Origin of the sequence: Pseudomonas fildesensis, from assembly GCF_001050345.1 — a bacterium.
GTDB lineage: Bacteria > Pseudomonadota > Gammaproteobacteria > Pseudomonadales > Pseudomonadaceae > Aquipseudomonas > Aquipseudomonas fildesensis.
Map to the genome: position 1 here is coordinate 442970 of NZ_LFMW01000012.1, position 14270 is coordinate 457239.

General features: G+C 60.7%; 14 protein-coding genes. 11 read left to right on the forward strand and 3 right to left on the reverse strand.

Annotated elements, in window-relative coordinates; translation table 11 throughout:
* Positions 1-29: 29 nt before the first annotated feature.
* Positions 30-632 carry a vWA domain-containing protein gene (locus ACR52_RS19060; RefSeq protein WP_048727807.1) on the forward strand — a complete coding sequence of 201 codons (603 nt, stop codon included), beginning with the start codon at positions 30-32 and terminating at the stop codon, positions 630-632.
* 124 nt (positions 633-756) lie between these two features.
* Here ACR52_RS19060 and ACR52_RS19065 read toward each other — a convergent pair whose 3' ends face one another.
* Positions 757-1704 carry a DUF1853 family protein gene (locus ACR52_RS19065; RefSeq protein ID WP_048727810.1) on the reverse strand — a complete coding sequence of 316 codons (948 nt, stop codon included), beginning with the start codon at positions 1702-1704 and terminating at the stop codon, positions 757-759.
* 144 nt (positions 1705-1848) lie between these two features.
* Between ACR52_RS19065 and ACR52_RS19070 the strand changes: the two genes are divergently transcribed.
* The 10 genes from ACR52_RS19070 (at position 1849) to ACR52_RS19115 (ending at position 11545) form a co-directional block, all read left to right on the forward strand.
* Positions 1849-2739: an NAD(+) kinase gene (locus ACR52_RS19070; protein ID WP_038845279.1), complete on the forward strand. Its 891-nt coding sequence runs from the start codon at positions 1849-1851 to the stop codon at positions 2737-2739.
* Positions 2736-3710, forward strand: coding sequence for a metallophosphoesterase (locus ACR52_RS19075; protein ID WP_406955765.1), 975 nt, complete (start codon positions 2736-2738; stop codon positions 3708-3710). The genes ACR52_RS19070 and ACR52_RS19075 overlap by 4 nt, the downstream gene beginning before the upstream one ends.
* The gene (locus ACR52_RS19080) at positions 3707-4579 is read left to right on the forward strand and encodes a rhomboid family intramembrane serine protease (protein ID WP_048727826.1); all 873 of its coding nucleotides are present in this window, start codon (positions 3707-3709) and stop codon (positions 4577-4579) included. The genes ACR52_RS19075 and ACR52_RS19080 overlap by 4 nt, the downstream gene beginning before the upstream one ends.
* Before the next feature lie 11 nt (positions 4580-4590).
* Entirely contained in the window at positions 4591-4851 is a 261-nt protein-coding gene (locus tag ACR52_RS19085; protein ID WP_048727829.1) for a YeaC family protein, read from the forward strand.
* The gene (locus tag ACR52_RS19090) at positions 4848-5678 is read left to right on the forward strand and encodes a DUF2797 domain-containing protein (protein WP_048727831.1); all 831 of its coding nucleotides are present in this window, start codon (positions 4848-4850) and stop codon (positions 5676-5678) included. The genes ACR52_RS19085 and ACR52_RS19090 overlap by 4 nt, the downstream gene beginning before the upstream one ends.
* Before the next feature lie 13 nt (positions 5679-5691).
* Entirely contained in the window at positions 5692-8349 is a 2658-nt protein-coding gene (gene pepN, locus ACR52_RS19095; RefSeq protein ID WP_048727833.1) for an aminopeptidase N, read from the forward strand.
* 299 nt (positions 8350-8648) lie between these two features.
* A complete protein-coding gene (locus ACR52_RS19100; RefSeq protein WP_048727836.1) occupies positions 8649-9365 on the forward strand; it encodes a helix-turn-helix transcriptional regulator in 717 nt (238 codons plus the stop codon).
* 51 nt (positions 9366-9416) lie between these two features.
* Positions 9417-9758, forward strand: a complete 342-nt coding sequence (locus ACR52_RS19105) for a nuclear transport factor 2 family protein (RefSeq protein WP_048727838.1) — start codon at positions 9417-9419, stop codon at positions 9756-9758.
* 15 nt (positions 9759-9773) lie between these two features.
* A complete protein-coding gene (gene zapE / locus ACR52_RS19110) occupies positions 9774-10880 on the forward strand; it encodes a cell division protein ZapE (protein ID WP_048727841.1) in 1107 nt (368 codons plus the stop codon).
* 173 nt (positions 10881-11053) lie between these two features.
* A complete protein-coding gene (locus ACR52_RS19115) occupies positions 11054-11545 on the forward strand; it encodes a GNAT family N-acetyltransferase (RefSeq protein ID WP_048727845.1) in 492 nt (163 codons plus the stop codon).
* Positions 11546-11645: 100 nt separating this feature from the next.
* Here ACR52_RS19115 and ACR52_RS19120 read toward each other — a convergent pair whose 3' ends face one another.
* Both ACR52_RS19120 and ACR52_RS19125 read right to left on the reverse strand, forming a co-directional pair.
* The gene (locus ACR52_RS19120) at positions 11646-11867 is read right to left on the reverse strand and encodes a hypothetical protein (protein ID WP_048727848.1); all 222 of its coding nucleotides are present in this window, start codon (positions 11865-11867) and stop codon (positions 11646-11648) included.
* 144 nt (positions 11868-12011) lie between these two features.
* Positions 12012-14249, reverse strand: coding sequence for a TonB-dependent siderophore receptor (locus ACR52_RS19125; RefSeq protein WP_048727852.1), 2238 nt, complete (start codon positions 14247-14249; stop codon positions 12012-12014).
* Positions 14250-14270 lie beyond the last annotated feature (21 nt).

A 14270-nucleotide genomic window follows, 5' to 3' on the forward strand; every position in this document is an offset into this window, starting at 1 on the left:
GGGCGGATGCCCGCCCCAAGACAGGGCGATTGGACAGAGGCAGGCAAGGCAAGGCGCGCAGCGCGCAGCGCGGCTCGATCAATTGGCCGGGCACCTTGCTCGGTGGCCGGCCGCAATGCCGCGAGGATCTGTTGTTCCACCTGCGCAGCCGCTCGGCCCATGAATTGTGGCTGGTGATTGTCGATGCATCCGCGTCCACGCGGCGGCATCGCGCCTTGACCGATGCCAAGGGGTTGCTGGCCCAGTTGTTCGATGATGCTTACCGGCAACGCGCGCGGATGGCGTTGTTGACGGCCAGCGGGCAGTCGCCGAAGTGGCAGGTGCAGGGGCTGAAAGCCGCGAAGAGTTTGACCGGTTGGTTGGATCAACTGGGCGCGGGCGGGGGCACGCCATTGGTGGCGGCGTTGACCGAGGCCCGCCATTGGCTGGTGGCGCGGCGCAAGCGCTATCCCGCCGAGCAGCAGCGGTTGCTGCTGATTACGGATGGGCGGGTCAAGGCGTTAGCGGGGTTGCCTGAGTTGGAGTGCGCGGGGTTGTTGGTGGATATCGAGCGCGGGCCGATCAGGTTGGGCCGATCCCAAGAGCTGGCCGCCGGGCTACAACTGGATTATTGGCATATCGATACTGTGTAGCGTTGGGTCTATCGCTATCGTGAGCAAGCCCACTCCCACATTCAACCGAGTACCTCCTTTGGAATACGGTCGAATGTGGGAGTGGGCTTGCTCACGATGAGGCCTTTGAAGCCACCGCAAAGCCTCATCCCGAGCCAGGCACACTCGGCCAAAGATTCGCCACCAGAAACAACCGCTCGGCTTCCTCCCAATCTTCCCCAACCTGAACCAATCGCACCAGCAACTGCGCCGGTGCCATCGGTTCCAGTTCCGCCAACCATCCCTGCATCTGCTCCTCGCTCCACACCTCATGCGCCGGGTAATGCGCCGGCGCCAGCCATGCATGCCGGGGCAGGGGTTGCCAGTGGCCGGGCGGGCTGGCGTTGACAAACGCCGGCCAATCACGCTGATGCAACCAACGCCCACGCAAATGCTGCGGATGGGCACCTTGGGGAGATTCAGCCTGGCCAGGCCACGGATAGAGCAAATACCCGCCGAGCCACAAATGCGCATCAAACTGCTGAATATCCAGCGCCGCCAACACTTCACGGCTTTCCGGCCGTGCGGAGATCGGCAGTTGATGCTGGGCCAGATGCGCCAGCTTGCGGTCCAGACGGTCATGACAACCCGGGCCCAGCCACTGCGCAGGGTCGCGGCCATCGCCGTCTTGCGGGCCGAGATAGAGTTTGATCGCCAACTCCAGATGATGCACGCCATCGCGGTCACGCAGCAGCATGTCCAGTTCGCCCAGGGTATGCCCGGCGCGGCGGATCGGCAGGTTGGCCGCCAGCAATTGAACGCCGGGCGCGTGTTGCACGGCGAACTGCCACAGGCGCTCGTAATACAAGCCCAGGCGTCGGGTGCGGGCCAGGCTCAACCAGTGCTGCAGTTCGCGGCTGTCCTGGTCTAATTGTCGCAGCCAGTGTTCGAGCAAATGAGGCGCCTGCACCCAGTCACTGCCGGCCAGAGGATGGCGCTGCGGCCATGGCGTTTGCGCGAGCATCGGCGGGGCGAGTATGACCCACGCCAGGTCGCGCACCTCAGGGTGGCGCAGCTGGCGAGGCAAGTTGTGTAAGTCGGGGAACACAGTCATGGTCCGAGCATAGCCTTTTAAGCCGGTTGCAGGTGGCTGAGAACCGTTGTCATCAAGGCTTCACGGCGACAAAGGATTTTGCCTGAGACGGCCTTTCGCCCATAATCGTTCTTTTTTGCCACACCCCAATCCCGCAGGAGCCCCATGGAGCAATTTCGCAATATCGGCATTATCGGTCGCCTGGGCAGTACCCAGGTGCTGGACACCGTCCGCCGGCTGAAAAAATTCCTGCTGGATCGCCACCTGCATGTGATCCTCGAAGACACCATCGCTGAAATCCTCCCCGGCCACGGCCTGCAAACCTCGTCGCGCAAGATGCTCGGTGAGGTCTGCGACATGGTCATCGTGGTGGGCGGCGACGGTAGCCTGCTCGGCGCCGCCCGTGCCCTGGCGCGGCATAACGTGCCGGTGCTGGGGATCAACCGTGGCAGCTTGGGCTTCCTCACCGATATTCGCCCGGATGAGCTGGAAGTCGAAGTGGCCAAGGTGCTCGACGGCCATTACCTGGTGGAAAACCGCTTCCTGCTGCAGGCCGAAGTACGCCGCCACGGCGAAGCCATCGGCCAGGGCGACGCCCTTAATGATGTGGTGCTGCACCCCGGCAAATCCACGCGGATGATCGAGTTCGAGTTGTATATCGATGGCCAGTTCGTGTGCAGCCAGAAGGCCGACGGCCTGATCGTCGCCACGCCGACCGGTTCTACCGCGTATGCGTTGTCTGCCGGTGGCCCGATCATGCACCCCAAGCTCGATGCCATTGTGATCGTGCCGATGTACCCCCATATGTTGTCCAGCAGGCCCATCGTGGTCGATGGCAACAGTGAGCTGAAAATCGTGGTGTCCAAAGACATGCAGATCTACCCGCAAGTCTCCTGTGACGGGCAGAACCATTTCACCTGCGCCCCGGGTGACACCATCACTGTGAGCAAAAAGGCGCAGAAGCTGCGGTTGATCCACCCGCTGGACCACAATTACTACGAAGTGTGCCGGACCAAGTTGGGCTGGGGCAGCCGCTTGGGGGGTGGAGGCGACTGATGCTCGATCCCGCGCGTAGCTACGACCTGATTGGTGACGTGCACGGTTGCGCTCATACCCTTGAGCACTTGCTCGACCAGTTGGGCTACCACAAGCAGGGTGGCACCTGGCGTCATCCGTCGCGTATGGCGGTGTTCCTCGGCGATATCATCGACCGTGGCCCACGCATTCGCGAGGCGCTGCATATCGTCCACGACATGGCCGAGGCCGGCCAGGCGCTGTGCATCATGGGTAACCACGAGTTCAATGCCCTGGGCTGGGCCACACCGGCGCCGCCGGGCAGTGGCAAGCAGTTCGTGCGTGAGCACACCCCACGGCATGAGCGGCTGATCCACGAGACCCTGACCCAATTTGAACAGCACCCGGCTGACTGGCACGACTTCCTCGGCTGGTTCTATGACATGCCGCTGTTTGTCGACGCCGGGCGTTTTCGCGTGGTGCATGCGTGCTGGGATAACGGCTTTATCGCACCGTTGCGCGCGACCTTCCCCGATGGCTGCATCGATCAGCATTTCCTGCAGGCCGCGGCGGTGCCGGGCAGTTTTGCCTGCAACGCGTTCGACCGCCTGCTGCGCGGCACCGACATGCGCCTGCCGGATGGCTTGACCCTCACCGGTGGCGATGGCCTGACGCGCTCGTTCTTCCGCACCAAATTCTGGGAAGACGACCCGAAAACCTACGGCGATATCGTGTTCCAGCCCGACGCCTTGCCGGAGCCGGTGGCACGTACGGCGCTGTCCTCGACTGAAAAAAATTCCCTGCTGCGCTACGGCGTCGACGAGCCGTTATTGTTCGTCGGCCATTACTGGCGCAGCGGTAAACCGGCGCCTATCCGCCCGAACCTGGCCTGCCTGGACTACAGCGCCGTGCTGTACGGCAAGTTGGTGGCGTATCGCCTGGACCAGGAAACCCAACTGGATCCGCGTAAATTCGTATGGGTCGACGTTGAGCGCCCTGAGGTAATTTCATGAGTACCGTGGCCGTATTGCGCTTGCCCCTGAGCGTCGACCTGGGTGGTTTCGTCAAACTGCTGCAACGTATGCAAGTGCCCCATCGCGTCAGCGAAGAGGCCGGCGAGCAGGTTCTGTGGGTGCCCGAAACCATCAGCGACGACGTGCGCGTGTTGTATCAGCGCTTTCCCGCCGGTGACCCGGACCAGCAACTGGATATTCCCGAACAGGCACCGGCCACGCGCCCGAGCTTTGTTCAGCAACTGCGCCACAGCCCAGTCACAGCGTTGGTATTGCTGGCGAGCCTTATCGTCGGTGCGGTGACCCTGCTGGGTGAAAACCTGCAAGCCATGAGCTGGCTGACCTTCCTGCCGTTCCGGGTGATGGGTGAGTACATCCAGTTCACGCCGTTCGCCGACATGTTGGCGTCGGGGCAGTGGTGGCGGCTGGTCACGCCGATGCTGATCCACTTCGGCATCCTGCACTTGGCCATGAACGGCATGTGGTACTGGGAACTGGGCCGGCGCATCGAAGCGCGCCAGGGCAGTATCAACCTGCTGGGCCTGACCCTGTTGTTCAGCCTGGTCTCCAACTACGCGCAATACGCTTACGGCGGCCCCGGCCTGTTTGGCGGTTTGTCGGGCGTGCTGTATGGCCTGCTCGGGCATTGCTGGATCTATCAACTCGTCTCGCCCAACCCGGCGTATCGCCTGCCCCGTGGGGTGTTGGTGATGATGCTGGTGTGGCTGGTGCTGTGCCTGTCGGGGCTGGTCTCGATGATCGGTTTCGGCGAAATCGCCAACGCTGCCCATGTCGGCGGCCTGGTTATCGGTTGCCTGACCGGTTTGCTGGGCGGGCTCTACAGCCGCCGCAAAACCCCTATTTATTAAGGAAGAGCCGCATGTCCTCTTTTGCTGAAATGATCGAAAACATCACGCCCGACATCTACGAGAGCCTCAAGCTCGCCGTGGAAATCGGCAAATGGTCCGACGGGCGCAAGCTCACCGCCGAGCAGCGCGAGCTGTCCCTGCAAGCGATGATCGCCTGGGAACTCCAGAACCTGCCGGAAGACCAGCGCACCGGCTATATGGGCGCTCAGGAATGCGAGTCGAAGTCGACCACCGTGCCGAACATCCTGTTCAAGTCGGATGCGATCCATTGATTGAAATTGGTCGCGGTGCAGTCAGCAAAATGTCGGCGCAACTCGGTGAGCCGACCGTTCAATATGCGTTTCGCCTGGGCGATACCGAGGTGCCGGTCAACCCATTGATCGGCACCCATGTGCGCCTGGAGTACCTCGGTGCCATTCATTGCAGCCATTGCGGCCGCAAGACCAAAACCAGTTTCAGCCAGGGTTATTGCTACCCGTGCATGACCAAGCTGGCCCAGTGCGACCTGTGCATCATGAGCCCCGAGCGTTGCCATTACGACGCCGGTACCTGCCGTGATCCGGGCTGGGGCGAGCAGTTCTGCATGACCGACCACGTGGTGTACCTGGCCAATTCGTCGGGGGTCAAGGTCGGCATCACCCGCGCCACGCAGCTGCCGACCCGGTGGCTGGATCAAGGCGCCAGCCAGGCGCTGCCGATCATGCGCGTGGCGACCCGCCAGCAGTCCGGTTTCGTCGAAGACCTGTTCCGCAGCCAGGTGGCCGACAAGACCAACTGGCGTGCCTTGCTCAAGGGCGATGCGCAATCGGTCGACCTCAAGCAGGTGCGCGATGAGCTGTTTGCGACCTGTGCCGATGGCCTGTTGAATTTGCAGGAACGCTTTGGCCTGCAAGCCATCCAACCGGTATCCGACATCGAACCGATCGAAATCCGCTACCCGGTCGAGCAGTATCCGACCAAGATCGTCAGCTTCAACCTGGACAAGAACCCGATTGCCGAAGGCACGCTGTTGGGGATCAAGGGCCAATACCTGATCTTCGACACCGGCGTTATCAACATTCGTAAGTACACGGCCTACCAGCTCGCCGTGCATCAGTAAAAGGATGCCACCCATGCGCACCGAACAACCGAAGATGATTTACCTGAAGGACTATCAGGCGCCGGACTACCTGATCGACGAGACGCACCTGACCTTCGAATTGTTCGAGGACCACAGCCTGGTCCACGCGCAACTGGTGATGCGCCGCAACCCCGAGCGCGGCGCAGGCTTGCCGCCACTGGTGCTGGATGGCCAGCAGCTTGAGCTGTTGAGCGTGAACCTGGCCGATCAGGAGTTGACCGACGCTGACTACCAGCTGTCCGACAGCCACCTGACCGTGCATCCCACCAGCGCGACGTTCACCCTCGACACCACCGTCAAGATCCACCCGGAAACCAACACCGCCCTGGAAGGCCTGTACAAATCCAGCGGCATGTTCTGCACCCAGTGCGAGGCCGAAGGTTTCCGCAAGATCACGTATTACCTCGACCGTCCGGACGTGATGAGCACCTTCACCACCACGGTGATCGCCGAGCAACACAGTTACCCGGTGCTGCTGTCCAACGGCAACCCGATCGCCAGCGGCCCCGGTGAAGACGGTCGCCACTGGGCGACCTGGGAAGACCCGTTCAAGAAGCCTGCGTACCTGTTTGCCCTGGTGGCCGGTGACCTCTGGTGCGTTGAAGATACCTTCACCACCATGACCGAGCGCACCGTGGCGCTGCGCATCTACGTCGAGCCGGAAAACATCGACAAGTGCCAGCACGCCATGACCAGCCTGAAAAAGTCGATGCGCTGGGACGAAGAAACCTACGGCCGCGAGTACGACCTCGACATCTTCATGATCGTGGCGGTCAACGATTTCAACATGGGCGCCATGGAGAACAAGGGCCTCAACATCTTCAACTCCAGCGCCGTGCTGGCCCGCGCCGAAACCGCCACCGATGCCGCGCACCAGCGCGTCGAGGCCATCGTCGCCCATGAATACTTCCACAACTGGTCGGGCAACCGCGTGACCTGTCGCGACTGGTTCCAGCTGTCGCTCAAGGAAGGCTTCACCGTATTCCGTGATTCGGGCTTTTCTGCCGACATGAACTCGGCCACGGTCAAGCGCATCCAGGACGTGGCGTACCTGCGTACCCATCAGTTCGCCGAAGACGCCGGCCCAATGGCCCACGCGGTGCGCCCGGACAGCTTTATCGAGATCTCCAACTTCTACACACTGACCGTGTACGAAAAGGGCTCGGAAGTCGTCGGCATGATCCACACCTTGCTCGGCGCTGAAGGTTTCCGCAAAGGCAGTGACCTGTATTTTGAACGCCATGACGGCCAGGCTGTGACCTGCGACGATTTCATCAAGGCGATGGAAGACGCCAATGGCGCCGACCTCAGCCAGTTCAAGCGCTGGTACAGCCAGGCCGGCACACCCCGTTTGGCGGTAAGCGAGTCCTACGACGCGGCGGCCAAAACCTACAGCTTGACCTTCCGCCAGAGCTGCCCGGACACTCCGGACAAGGTTGAAAAACTGCCGTTCGTGATCCCGGTTGAGCTGGGCTTGCTGGACGGGAAGGGCGCCGGTATCGCCTTGCGCCTGGTCGGTGAAGCGGCTGCTGGCGCCACGTCCCGGGTGATTTCGGTGACTGAAGCCGAGCAGACCTTCACCTTCGTCGATATTGCTGAACAGCCGTTGCCTTCGCTGCTGCGCGGTTTCTCGGCGCCGGTGAAACTGAGCTTCCCTTACAGCCGCGATCAACTGATGTTCCTGATGCAGCACGACAGCGACGGTTTCAACCGCTGGGATGCCGGCCAGCAGTTGTCGGTGCAGGTGTTGCAAGAGCTGATAGGCCAGCATCAGGCGGGTCAGCCGCTGAAGCTGGATCAGCGCTTGATCGATGCACTGCGCACGGTGTTGAGCGACGAGCGCCTGGACCAGGCAATGGTCGCGGAAATGCTCTCGTTGCCGGGTGAAGCCTACCTGACCGAAATCAGCGACGTGGCGGATGTTGACGCCATTCATGCAGCCCGTGAGTTTGCCCGCAAGCAACTGGCCGACCACCTGTTCGAAGGGCTATGGCTGCGCTACCAGGCCAATCGCGAGCTGTCCAAGCAAACTCCGTACGTGGCTGCGGCCGAGCATTTTGCCCGTCGTGCCTTGCAGAACATCGCGCTGTCTTACCTGATGCTCAGCGGCAAGCCGGAAGTATTGGCGGCGACACTCGACCAGTTCGACACCAGCGAAAACATGACCGAGCGCCTGACGGCGTTGGCGGTGCTGGTGAATTCGCCGTTCGAGGCAGAAAAGGCCAAGGCGCTGGCGGTGTTTGCCGAGAACTTCAAGGACAACCCGCTGGTCATGGACCAGTGGTTTAGCGTACAGGCCGGCAGCACGTTGCCGGGCGGGCTGGCGCGGGTCCAGGCGTTGATGGAGCATCCGGCGTTTACGCTTAAGAACCCGAACAAGGTGCGAGCCTTGATCGGCGCGTTTGCCGGGCAGAACCTGATCAACTTCCATGCTGCGGATGGCTCTGGCTATCGCTTCCTGGCGGACCTGGTGATCGAGCTGAACGCGTTCAACCCGCAGATTGCTTCGCGTCAGTTGGCGCCGTTGACTCGCTGGCGTAAATACGACAGCGCGCGGCAGGCGTTGATGAAGGCGGAGCTGGAGCGTATTCGTGCGTCGGGCGAGCTGTCGAGTGATGTGTTTGAGGTGGTCAGCAAGAGCCTTGCTTAACGCTTGCACTGGTCAATGAAAACGGCCTGCCGATCACTCGGTGGGCCGTTTTTTTGTCTGGGGGGCCGTGACGCTGCGGGGTAACCCGCGGATTCAAGCCTGCGTGCGGCCAGCGTGTTTAACGGGGCGCCTCAGATCAAAATCCAAAGCAAAGCAAAGCAAGGCAACAGCTAGAGCATCCTCCTTTGTGCAGACGCTGCGATTCAAATCACGGGCGGTCGACGCTGTCACTACTGACATTTTCTGGCAGGGCGCTCTGCTAAGCTGCGGCACATTTTATTGTCCGAGGTGGGATCAACGTGTCGCGCACCACTCGTCTACTGACGTTGCTCCAGGCCCTGCGGGGCAAAAAGCGCCCGGTGACTGCCGCCGTCCTCGCTGCGCAGTTGGAAGTGTCCGAGCGCACGCTGTATCGCGATATCGCCGAGTTGACCGCCTTGGGCGCGCCGATTTTCGGTGAGGCCGGGGTAGGGTATGTGCTGCGCAGTGGCTTGTTTTTGCCGCCGCTGATGCTGAATGCCGAGGAAACGGAAGCGATCGTGCTCGGCCTGCGTTATGTGGATCAGCGTGGAGACGACGTACTGAGCCGCGCCGCGGCCAATGCCTTGGCGAAGATTGCCGATGTGCTCGATCCCGCCGCCCAGGAAGCGCTGCGCAACCCGACCCTGCTGCCCGGCCCGCCGGGTTTCGGCTACCCGGAAAATCGCGTGCCGCTGAATGTGTTTCGCGAGGCTATTCGCAATCAGGCCAAGTTGCATATCGACTACGCGGACGCCAGCCAGACCCAGAGCCAGCGGCTGATCTGGCCGCTGGCCCTGGGTTTTCTGAATGAGGTGCGGGTGATCGTGGCCTGGTGCGAATTGCGTGGCGCCTACCGCACCTTTCGCACCGACCGTGTGGCCACCGCCGATCTTCAGGGCGAGCGCTACTCCGGCCGGCGCAGTGACTGGCTGCGCGCCTGGCGCAAACTGATGGAACAGAATGAGGCTGGGCCGTTCACTCCTGACAAAAAATGACACACCCATGGCTTAGCATGGCGTCATAAATCACCAAAAAGGAGCTGTGCCGTGTCCGCTACCCACCCAGAACTGGCCCCGGCCATCGTGGCCTATATCGCTGCAGCCAATGCCCGCGATACCTCGGTCATTGCCCATTGTTTTGCCGACGATGCCAACGTGTTCGATGAAGGCGTGCATCAGGTCGGCACCGCCGCCATCGCGCGCTGGATGGAAGACACCGGGCGTCGCTACCAGCCACGGGTGGAAGTGCTCAACGTGCAGCACCGCACCGGCAAGGTGCTGGTCAGCAACGTTGTGTCGGGTAATTTCCCCGGCAGCCCGCTGGAGTTGCGCTACACCTTTCGCCTGAATGAGCAGGGCAAGATTTCACGGCTGGATATCTCTGTGTAAGTCATAATTGCGCACATGACTTTCGACTCGCCCCTCACCGCTTATCAATACGCCATCGCCCAGCAGGGCTTTGTTGCCGACGACGCCCAGCGCCGGGCGGCAGGCGCCCTGCAAGCCTGTCATGAGGCTTTGCATCAGGGCCGCTCACCGATTACCGGGGTTTATCTGTGGGGGCCGGTGGGTCGTGGCAAAACCTGGTTGATGGACCAGTTCTACCAAAGCCTGCGGGTGCCTGCGCGTCGTCAGCACTTCCATCACTTCATGGGCTGGGTGCACCAGCGATTGTTCCAGCTCACCGGCACCCAAGACCCTTTGCAAGCGCTGGCCCGCGAGCTGAGCCGGGAGGTGCGGGTGCTGTGCTTCGACGAATTGTTCGTCAATGACATCGGCGACGCGATCATCCTCGGCCGTTTGTTCCAGGTGATGTTTGAAGAAGGCGTGGTGATGGTGTGCACCTCCAATCAACCGCCCGAGCAGCTGTATGCCGAGGGCTTCAATCGCGAGCGTTTCCTGCCGGGCATCGAGGCGATCAAGCAGCACATGCAGGTCGTGGCGGTGGCCGGTGGAGAGGATCATCGTTTGCATCCAGGCGTCGGCGTACAGCGTTATTGGGTGGATCATCCGGATGCGCTGGCTGCTGTGTTCAAGCAATTGAGTGCAGGACAAACCGTGAGCAGCGGGGCGATCTCTGTCGGTCACCGTTCGATTGTAGCGGTGCAGGCCAGTGACACGGTGCTGTGGTGTCGCTATGCCGACCTATGCGAGCAGCCGCTGGCCGCGATGGATTTCATGCTGCTGTGTGACCGTTTCAAGGCGATCCTGCTGGGAGAGGTGCCCAACCTGAGCGCGCAGAAACGCCCTGGTCGGATTGCTCGTGGCACTGAAGACGGCGCCCAGCGCGTGGTGGCCGGTGATCGCGAATTGCCCGAGTTGTCGGTACACGATGACAGCGTGCGCCGCTTTATCGCGCTGGTGGATGAATGCTACGACCGCAAGGTGCCGTTGTTCATCGAGGCCAAGGTGCCGCTCGATAGCCTCTACACCGAGGGCTACCTGGAATTTCCCTTCCGCCGCACCCTGAGTCGTTTGCAGGAGATGCAGTTGCAGCGATTCGGCGAGTGATGACCGTACGAAAAAACCTTCGGAAGGCCTGGGTGGGCGCTTTGATCTGCATAACCTTCGCGCTTTCAGGCAAGCATCTGTAGTTAATCTCCTTCATCTGCTGCCGGCTCCACGCTTACAATCGTTCCCCTCAAAGGGAACCGATTCCCTTGTTGTCGTTATCGAGGAAGGAAATGGACACCCCTGACATCCTGGTGCTGCAAGCCAGCTACACCAACTCCGTACATGCCGAGGCTATCGCCCTGGTGCTCAACCATTACGCCGAAGACCCGATGGGCGGTGGTCACACCCTCCCAGCCGATCTCCTGCAGCAACTGCCGGCGGAACTGGCCAAGCGCCCGCATGCGTTCAGCGTTCTGGCGTTCGTCGGCGGTGAGCCGGCGGGGTTGGTGAATTGCTTTGAAGGGTTCTCCACCTTCGCCTGCCGCCCGCTGGTCAACATCCACGACGTGGTAGTCATGAATCAGTTTCGGGGGCTGGGGTTGAGTCAGAAAATGCTGCAAAAAGTCGAGGAAATCGCCCGTCAACGCGGTTGCTGCAAGATCACCCTGGAGGTGCTTGAGGGCAATGCCGTGGCCCAGTCGGCTTACCGCAAGTTTGGTTTTGATGACTCAAGTTTTGATCCGGCCCATGGGCGCATGTTGTTTTGGAATAAGCCGCTGTAATAAATAACAGGCAAAAAAAGGCGCCATTAAATGGCGCCCGATAAACCTTTGCCAACGGAGCGGAATGGCACAGGGTGTTGCGGATTAACCAAGCATTAAATCAACTTTTCGGTTGTTGCTCTGCCTCGGACTGATCAACAGTGCGGGTGTTCAAAGTCTTGCCGTCGGCAGCTGCAGTTTGTTCGGTAGTGCCGTGGGTTTGTTGCTGGATGAAACTGAAGTTATTGTAAAACTCCTTCGAGCGCTCCGAGCCACCTTCTGCAAAAGCGGCGGCAGAGGCGAGTGTCATCAGGCTGGCAAGCATCAAGGTCGAGATTTTCATGGCAGTGTTCCCATTAAGAATGATCGGTATCCGTTCACTCCTTGATCAGATTTATGGGGCGAGTTTGCAACGATCTTATTAAGTGGGAATTAACGCTAAAAATATCCGAAGTTAACATTTTCGTTAACTTCGGGTTAAAAACTCCTACAGTTTCCAGTCCAGTGCCAGCGTAATCGAGCGCGGGTCGCCCCAATACACGCCGTTATAAAAACCGACGCGTTCGTAATATTTCTTATCAAATAGATTGTTGACGTTAACCGACGCCGAAACATGTTCATCGAACTGGTAGCGCGACATCAGGTTGACGACGGTGTAGGCCTGTTGCGTGATCTTCGTGGACTCGGTGATCAGGTAGCCATCTGTGTCCCTGCCACCGATCGGACGCTCGGCAAAGTCGTAGAAATCGCTCTGCCAGTTCACCGCACCGCCCACGGTCAAGCCGTGCCATTCGCCCGGCAGGCGATAGGCGGTAGACAGCTTGAGCATATTCATCGGCTGGTCGGTGTTGTTACGCTGTTTGTTGCCGTTGAGCGAATGGGTGTAGGTGTAACCCGCCGTGAGGTTCCAGTCCGGCATGACTTCTCCCGACACCTCCACTTCAAAGCCTTGCACCTTGTTGCCCTTGCCGCCGGAGGTGTAGAACTGCTCGCCGGTGTCCTTGTCCGGTTTGGCGCTGTTATCCAGTTCGGCGACGTTATCCTGGGTACTCCAGAAGTACGCAGCGGCCAGGTTCAATCGTTCGTTCAGCAGGCTGCCCTTCAGGCCTACCTCATAGTTGCTGCCCACCACTGGCTCCAGGTACTTCTTGCTGACGTCGCGCGCGTCCTGCGGGTTGAAGATATCGGTGTAGCTGGCGTACACCGTGTACTCCGGCGTCAGGTCGTAGAGCAGGCCGGCATAGGGCGTCCACATGTCATTGTGGGTCTGGCTGGACTTGGGTGAGGCGGTCAGTTGGTTGTTGAGGTCGTACTTGGGCGAGACGCTCTCGATTTCCCAACTACCGTAGCGGCTTCCCAGCACGGCGTGCAGCTTGTCGGTCAGGCTAAGGCGCGTGGCCAGGTAGCCAGCCTTCTGTTGCTTGCTCGAGTGCGCGCCCTTGAGGCCTGTCGTGCGGTCGGCAAATTTAACGATGCCGCCCATGTGTTGCCAGTCAGGGATGGTTACGTAACCGTCGGGTGTGCTGCCGCGTTGGTAGGGCGAAGTGTCCCGCTGGTCGGACTCGCCGTAACCCATCATCAATTCATGCTCGCGCCCTAATAGCGAGTAAGAACCGGCCAGGTTGAAATCCACCGCATCCATCTTCGACGTGCCGACCATTTGGTTGGTCCACGCCGTCATGCCACTGCCATCCGCGTTCGGGAAGCCCGCGCCGCCGTAATACACCTTGCCGTCGGTATCACTTTGCCGATGGGTGTAGGCGGCTTTCAGGCGCCAGTCTGCAGACAGCCGGTGGTCGATGGAGGCAAAGGTGGTCTTGTCTTTCAGTGGCCAGGAGCTCCAGTCGGCTGCCAGGTTGGCCGAGCGGGATAAATCGGCTTTGCTGCCATCACTGTTCCAGTACGGCAGGGTGCCCCACGAAGTGCCTTGCACATGTTTGTTTTGGTAGTCGAACCCTACGGCCAACACGGTATCGTCCGTCAGATCGGCTTCGAGAATGCCGTAGCCCACTTCCCGTTGCAGTGCGTAGTTGTCGCGAAACGATTGGCTGTCACGATAAGCCAGCACCGTGCGCCCGCGCAGTCGTCCATCGAACGCCAGCGGGCCGCCCACATCCAGGTAGCTGTAGTAGTTGTCATGGCTGGCGCCGCTGACGCCGGTTTTGGCCTGCCACTGCGCGGTGGGGCGCTTGCGGATCATGTTCACCGTCGCCGAGGGATCACCGGCGCCGGTGGTCAAGCCGGTGGCACCCCGCACGACCTCGATACGGTCGTAAATGATCGTATCGGAATCGGATTTCATACGGCCGAAGGTATTGAGCATGCCGTCGACCTGGAAGTTATTGATGGAATAACCCCGCGAGGAATACGCGGCGCGGTCGGAATCCAGGTGCTGCACCGTCACCCCGGTGGTCTGGCGCAGGGCATCGGTCAGGGTGTTGAGGTTGAAGTCATCCATCTGCTGGCGAGTGACCACCGAAATAGACTGCGGGGTTTCCTTGATGGACAAGTTGAGGCGGGTGGCGGTGCTCATCGCGCCGGTGGTGTAGGCCCCGGTGTGCTCGGTATTGGCCCCCAGGCCTTCGGCAGTGATGCGAGTGCTGCCCAGCTCCAGCGCGGTGGCGGGCGTTTGGTCAGGGTCGGTTTCAGCCAGCAGGTCCGGGCTCAGCACCACGCTGAACAGGCCAAGGGTGAAGGTCATGGAACGGGTAAAAGGCGCGAACATCGCGGAAGACTCCTTGTCGTC

Bases quoted from the DNA above. Each gene is read 5' to 3' on its own strand.
- ACR52_RS19115 (WP_048727845.1), top strand. From the start codon at position 11,054: ATGGACACCCCTGACATCCTGGTGCTGCAAGCCAGCTACACCAACTCC.
- ACR52_RS19085 (WP_048727829.1), top strand. From the start codon at position 4,591: ATGTCCTCTTTTGCTGAAATGATCGAAAACATCACGCCCGACATCTAC.
- ACR52_RS19120 (WP_048727848.1), bottom strand. From the start codon at position 11,867: ATGAAAATCTCGACCTTGATGCTTGCCAGCCTGATGACACTCGCCTCT.
- ACR52_RS19080 (WP_048727826.1), top strand. From the start codon at position 3,707: ATGAGTACCGTGGCCGTATTGCGCTTGCCCCTGAGCGTCGACCTGGGT.
- ACR52_RS19065 (WP_048727810.1), bottom strand. From the start codon at position 1,704: ATGACTGTGTTCCCCGACTTACACAACTTGCCTCGCCAGCTGCGCCAC.
- pepN (WP_048727833.1), top strand. From the start codon at position 5,692: ATGCGCACCGAACAACCGAAGATGATTTACCTGAAGGACTATCAGGCG.
- ACR52_RS19125 (WP_048727852.1), bottom strand. From the start codon at position 14,249: ATGTTCGCGCCTTTTACCCGTTCCATGACCTTCACCCTTGGCCTGTTC.
- ACR52_RS19070 (WP_038845279.1), top strand. From the start codon at position 1,849: ATGGAGCAATTTCGCAATATCGGCATTATCGGTCGCCTGGGCAGTACC.
- zapE (WP_048727841.1), top strand. From the start codon at position 9,774: ATGACTTTCGACTCGCCCCTCACCGCTTATCAATACGCCATCGCCCAG.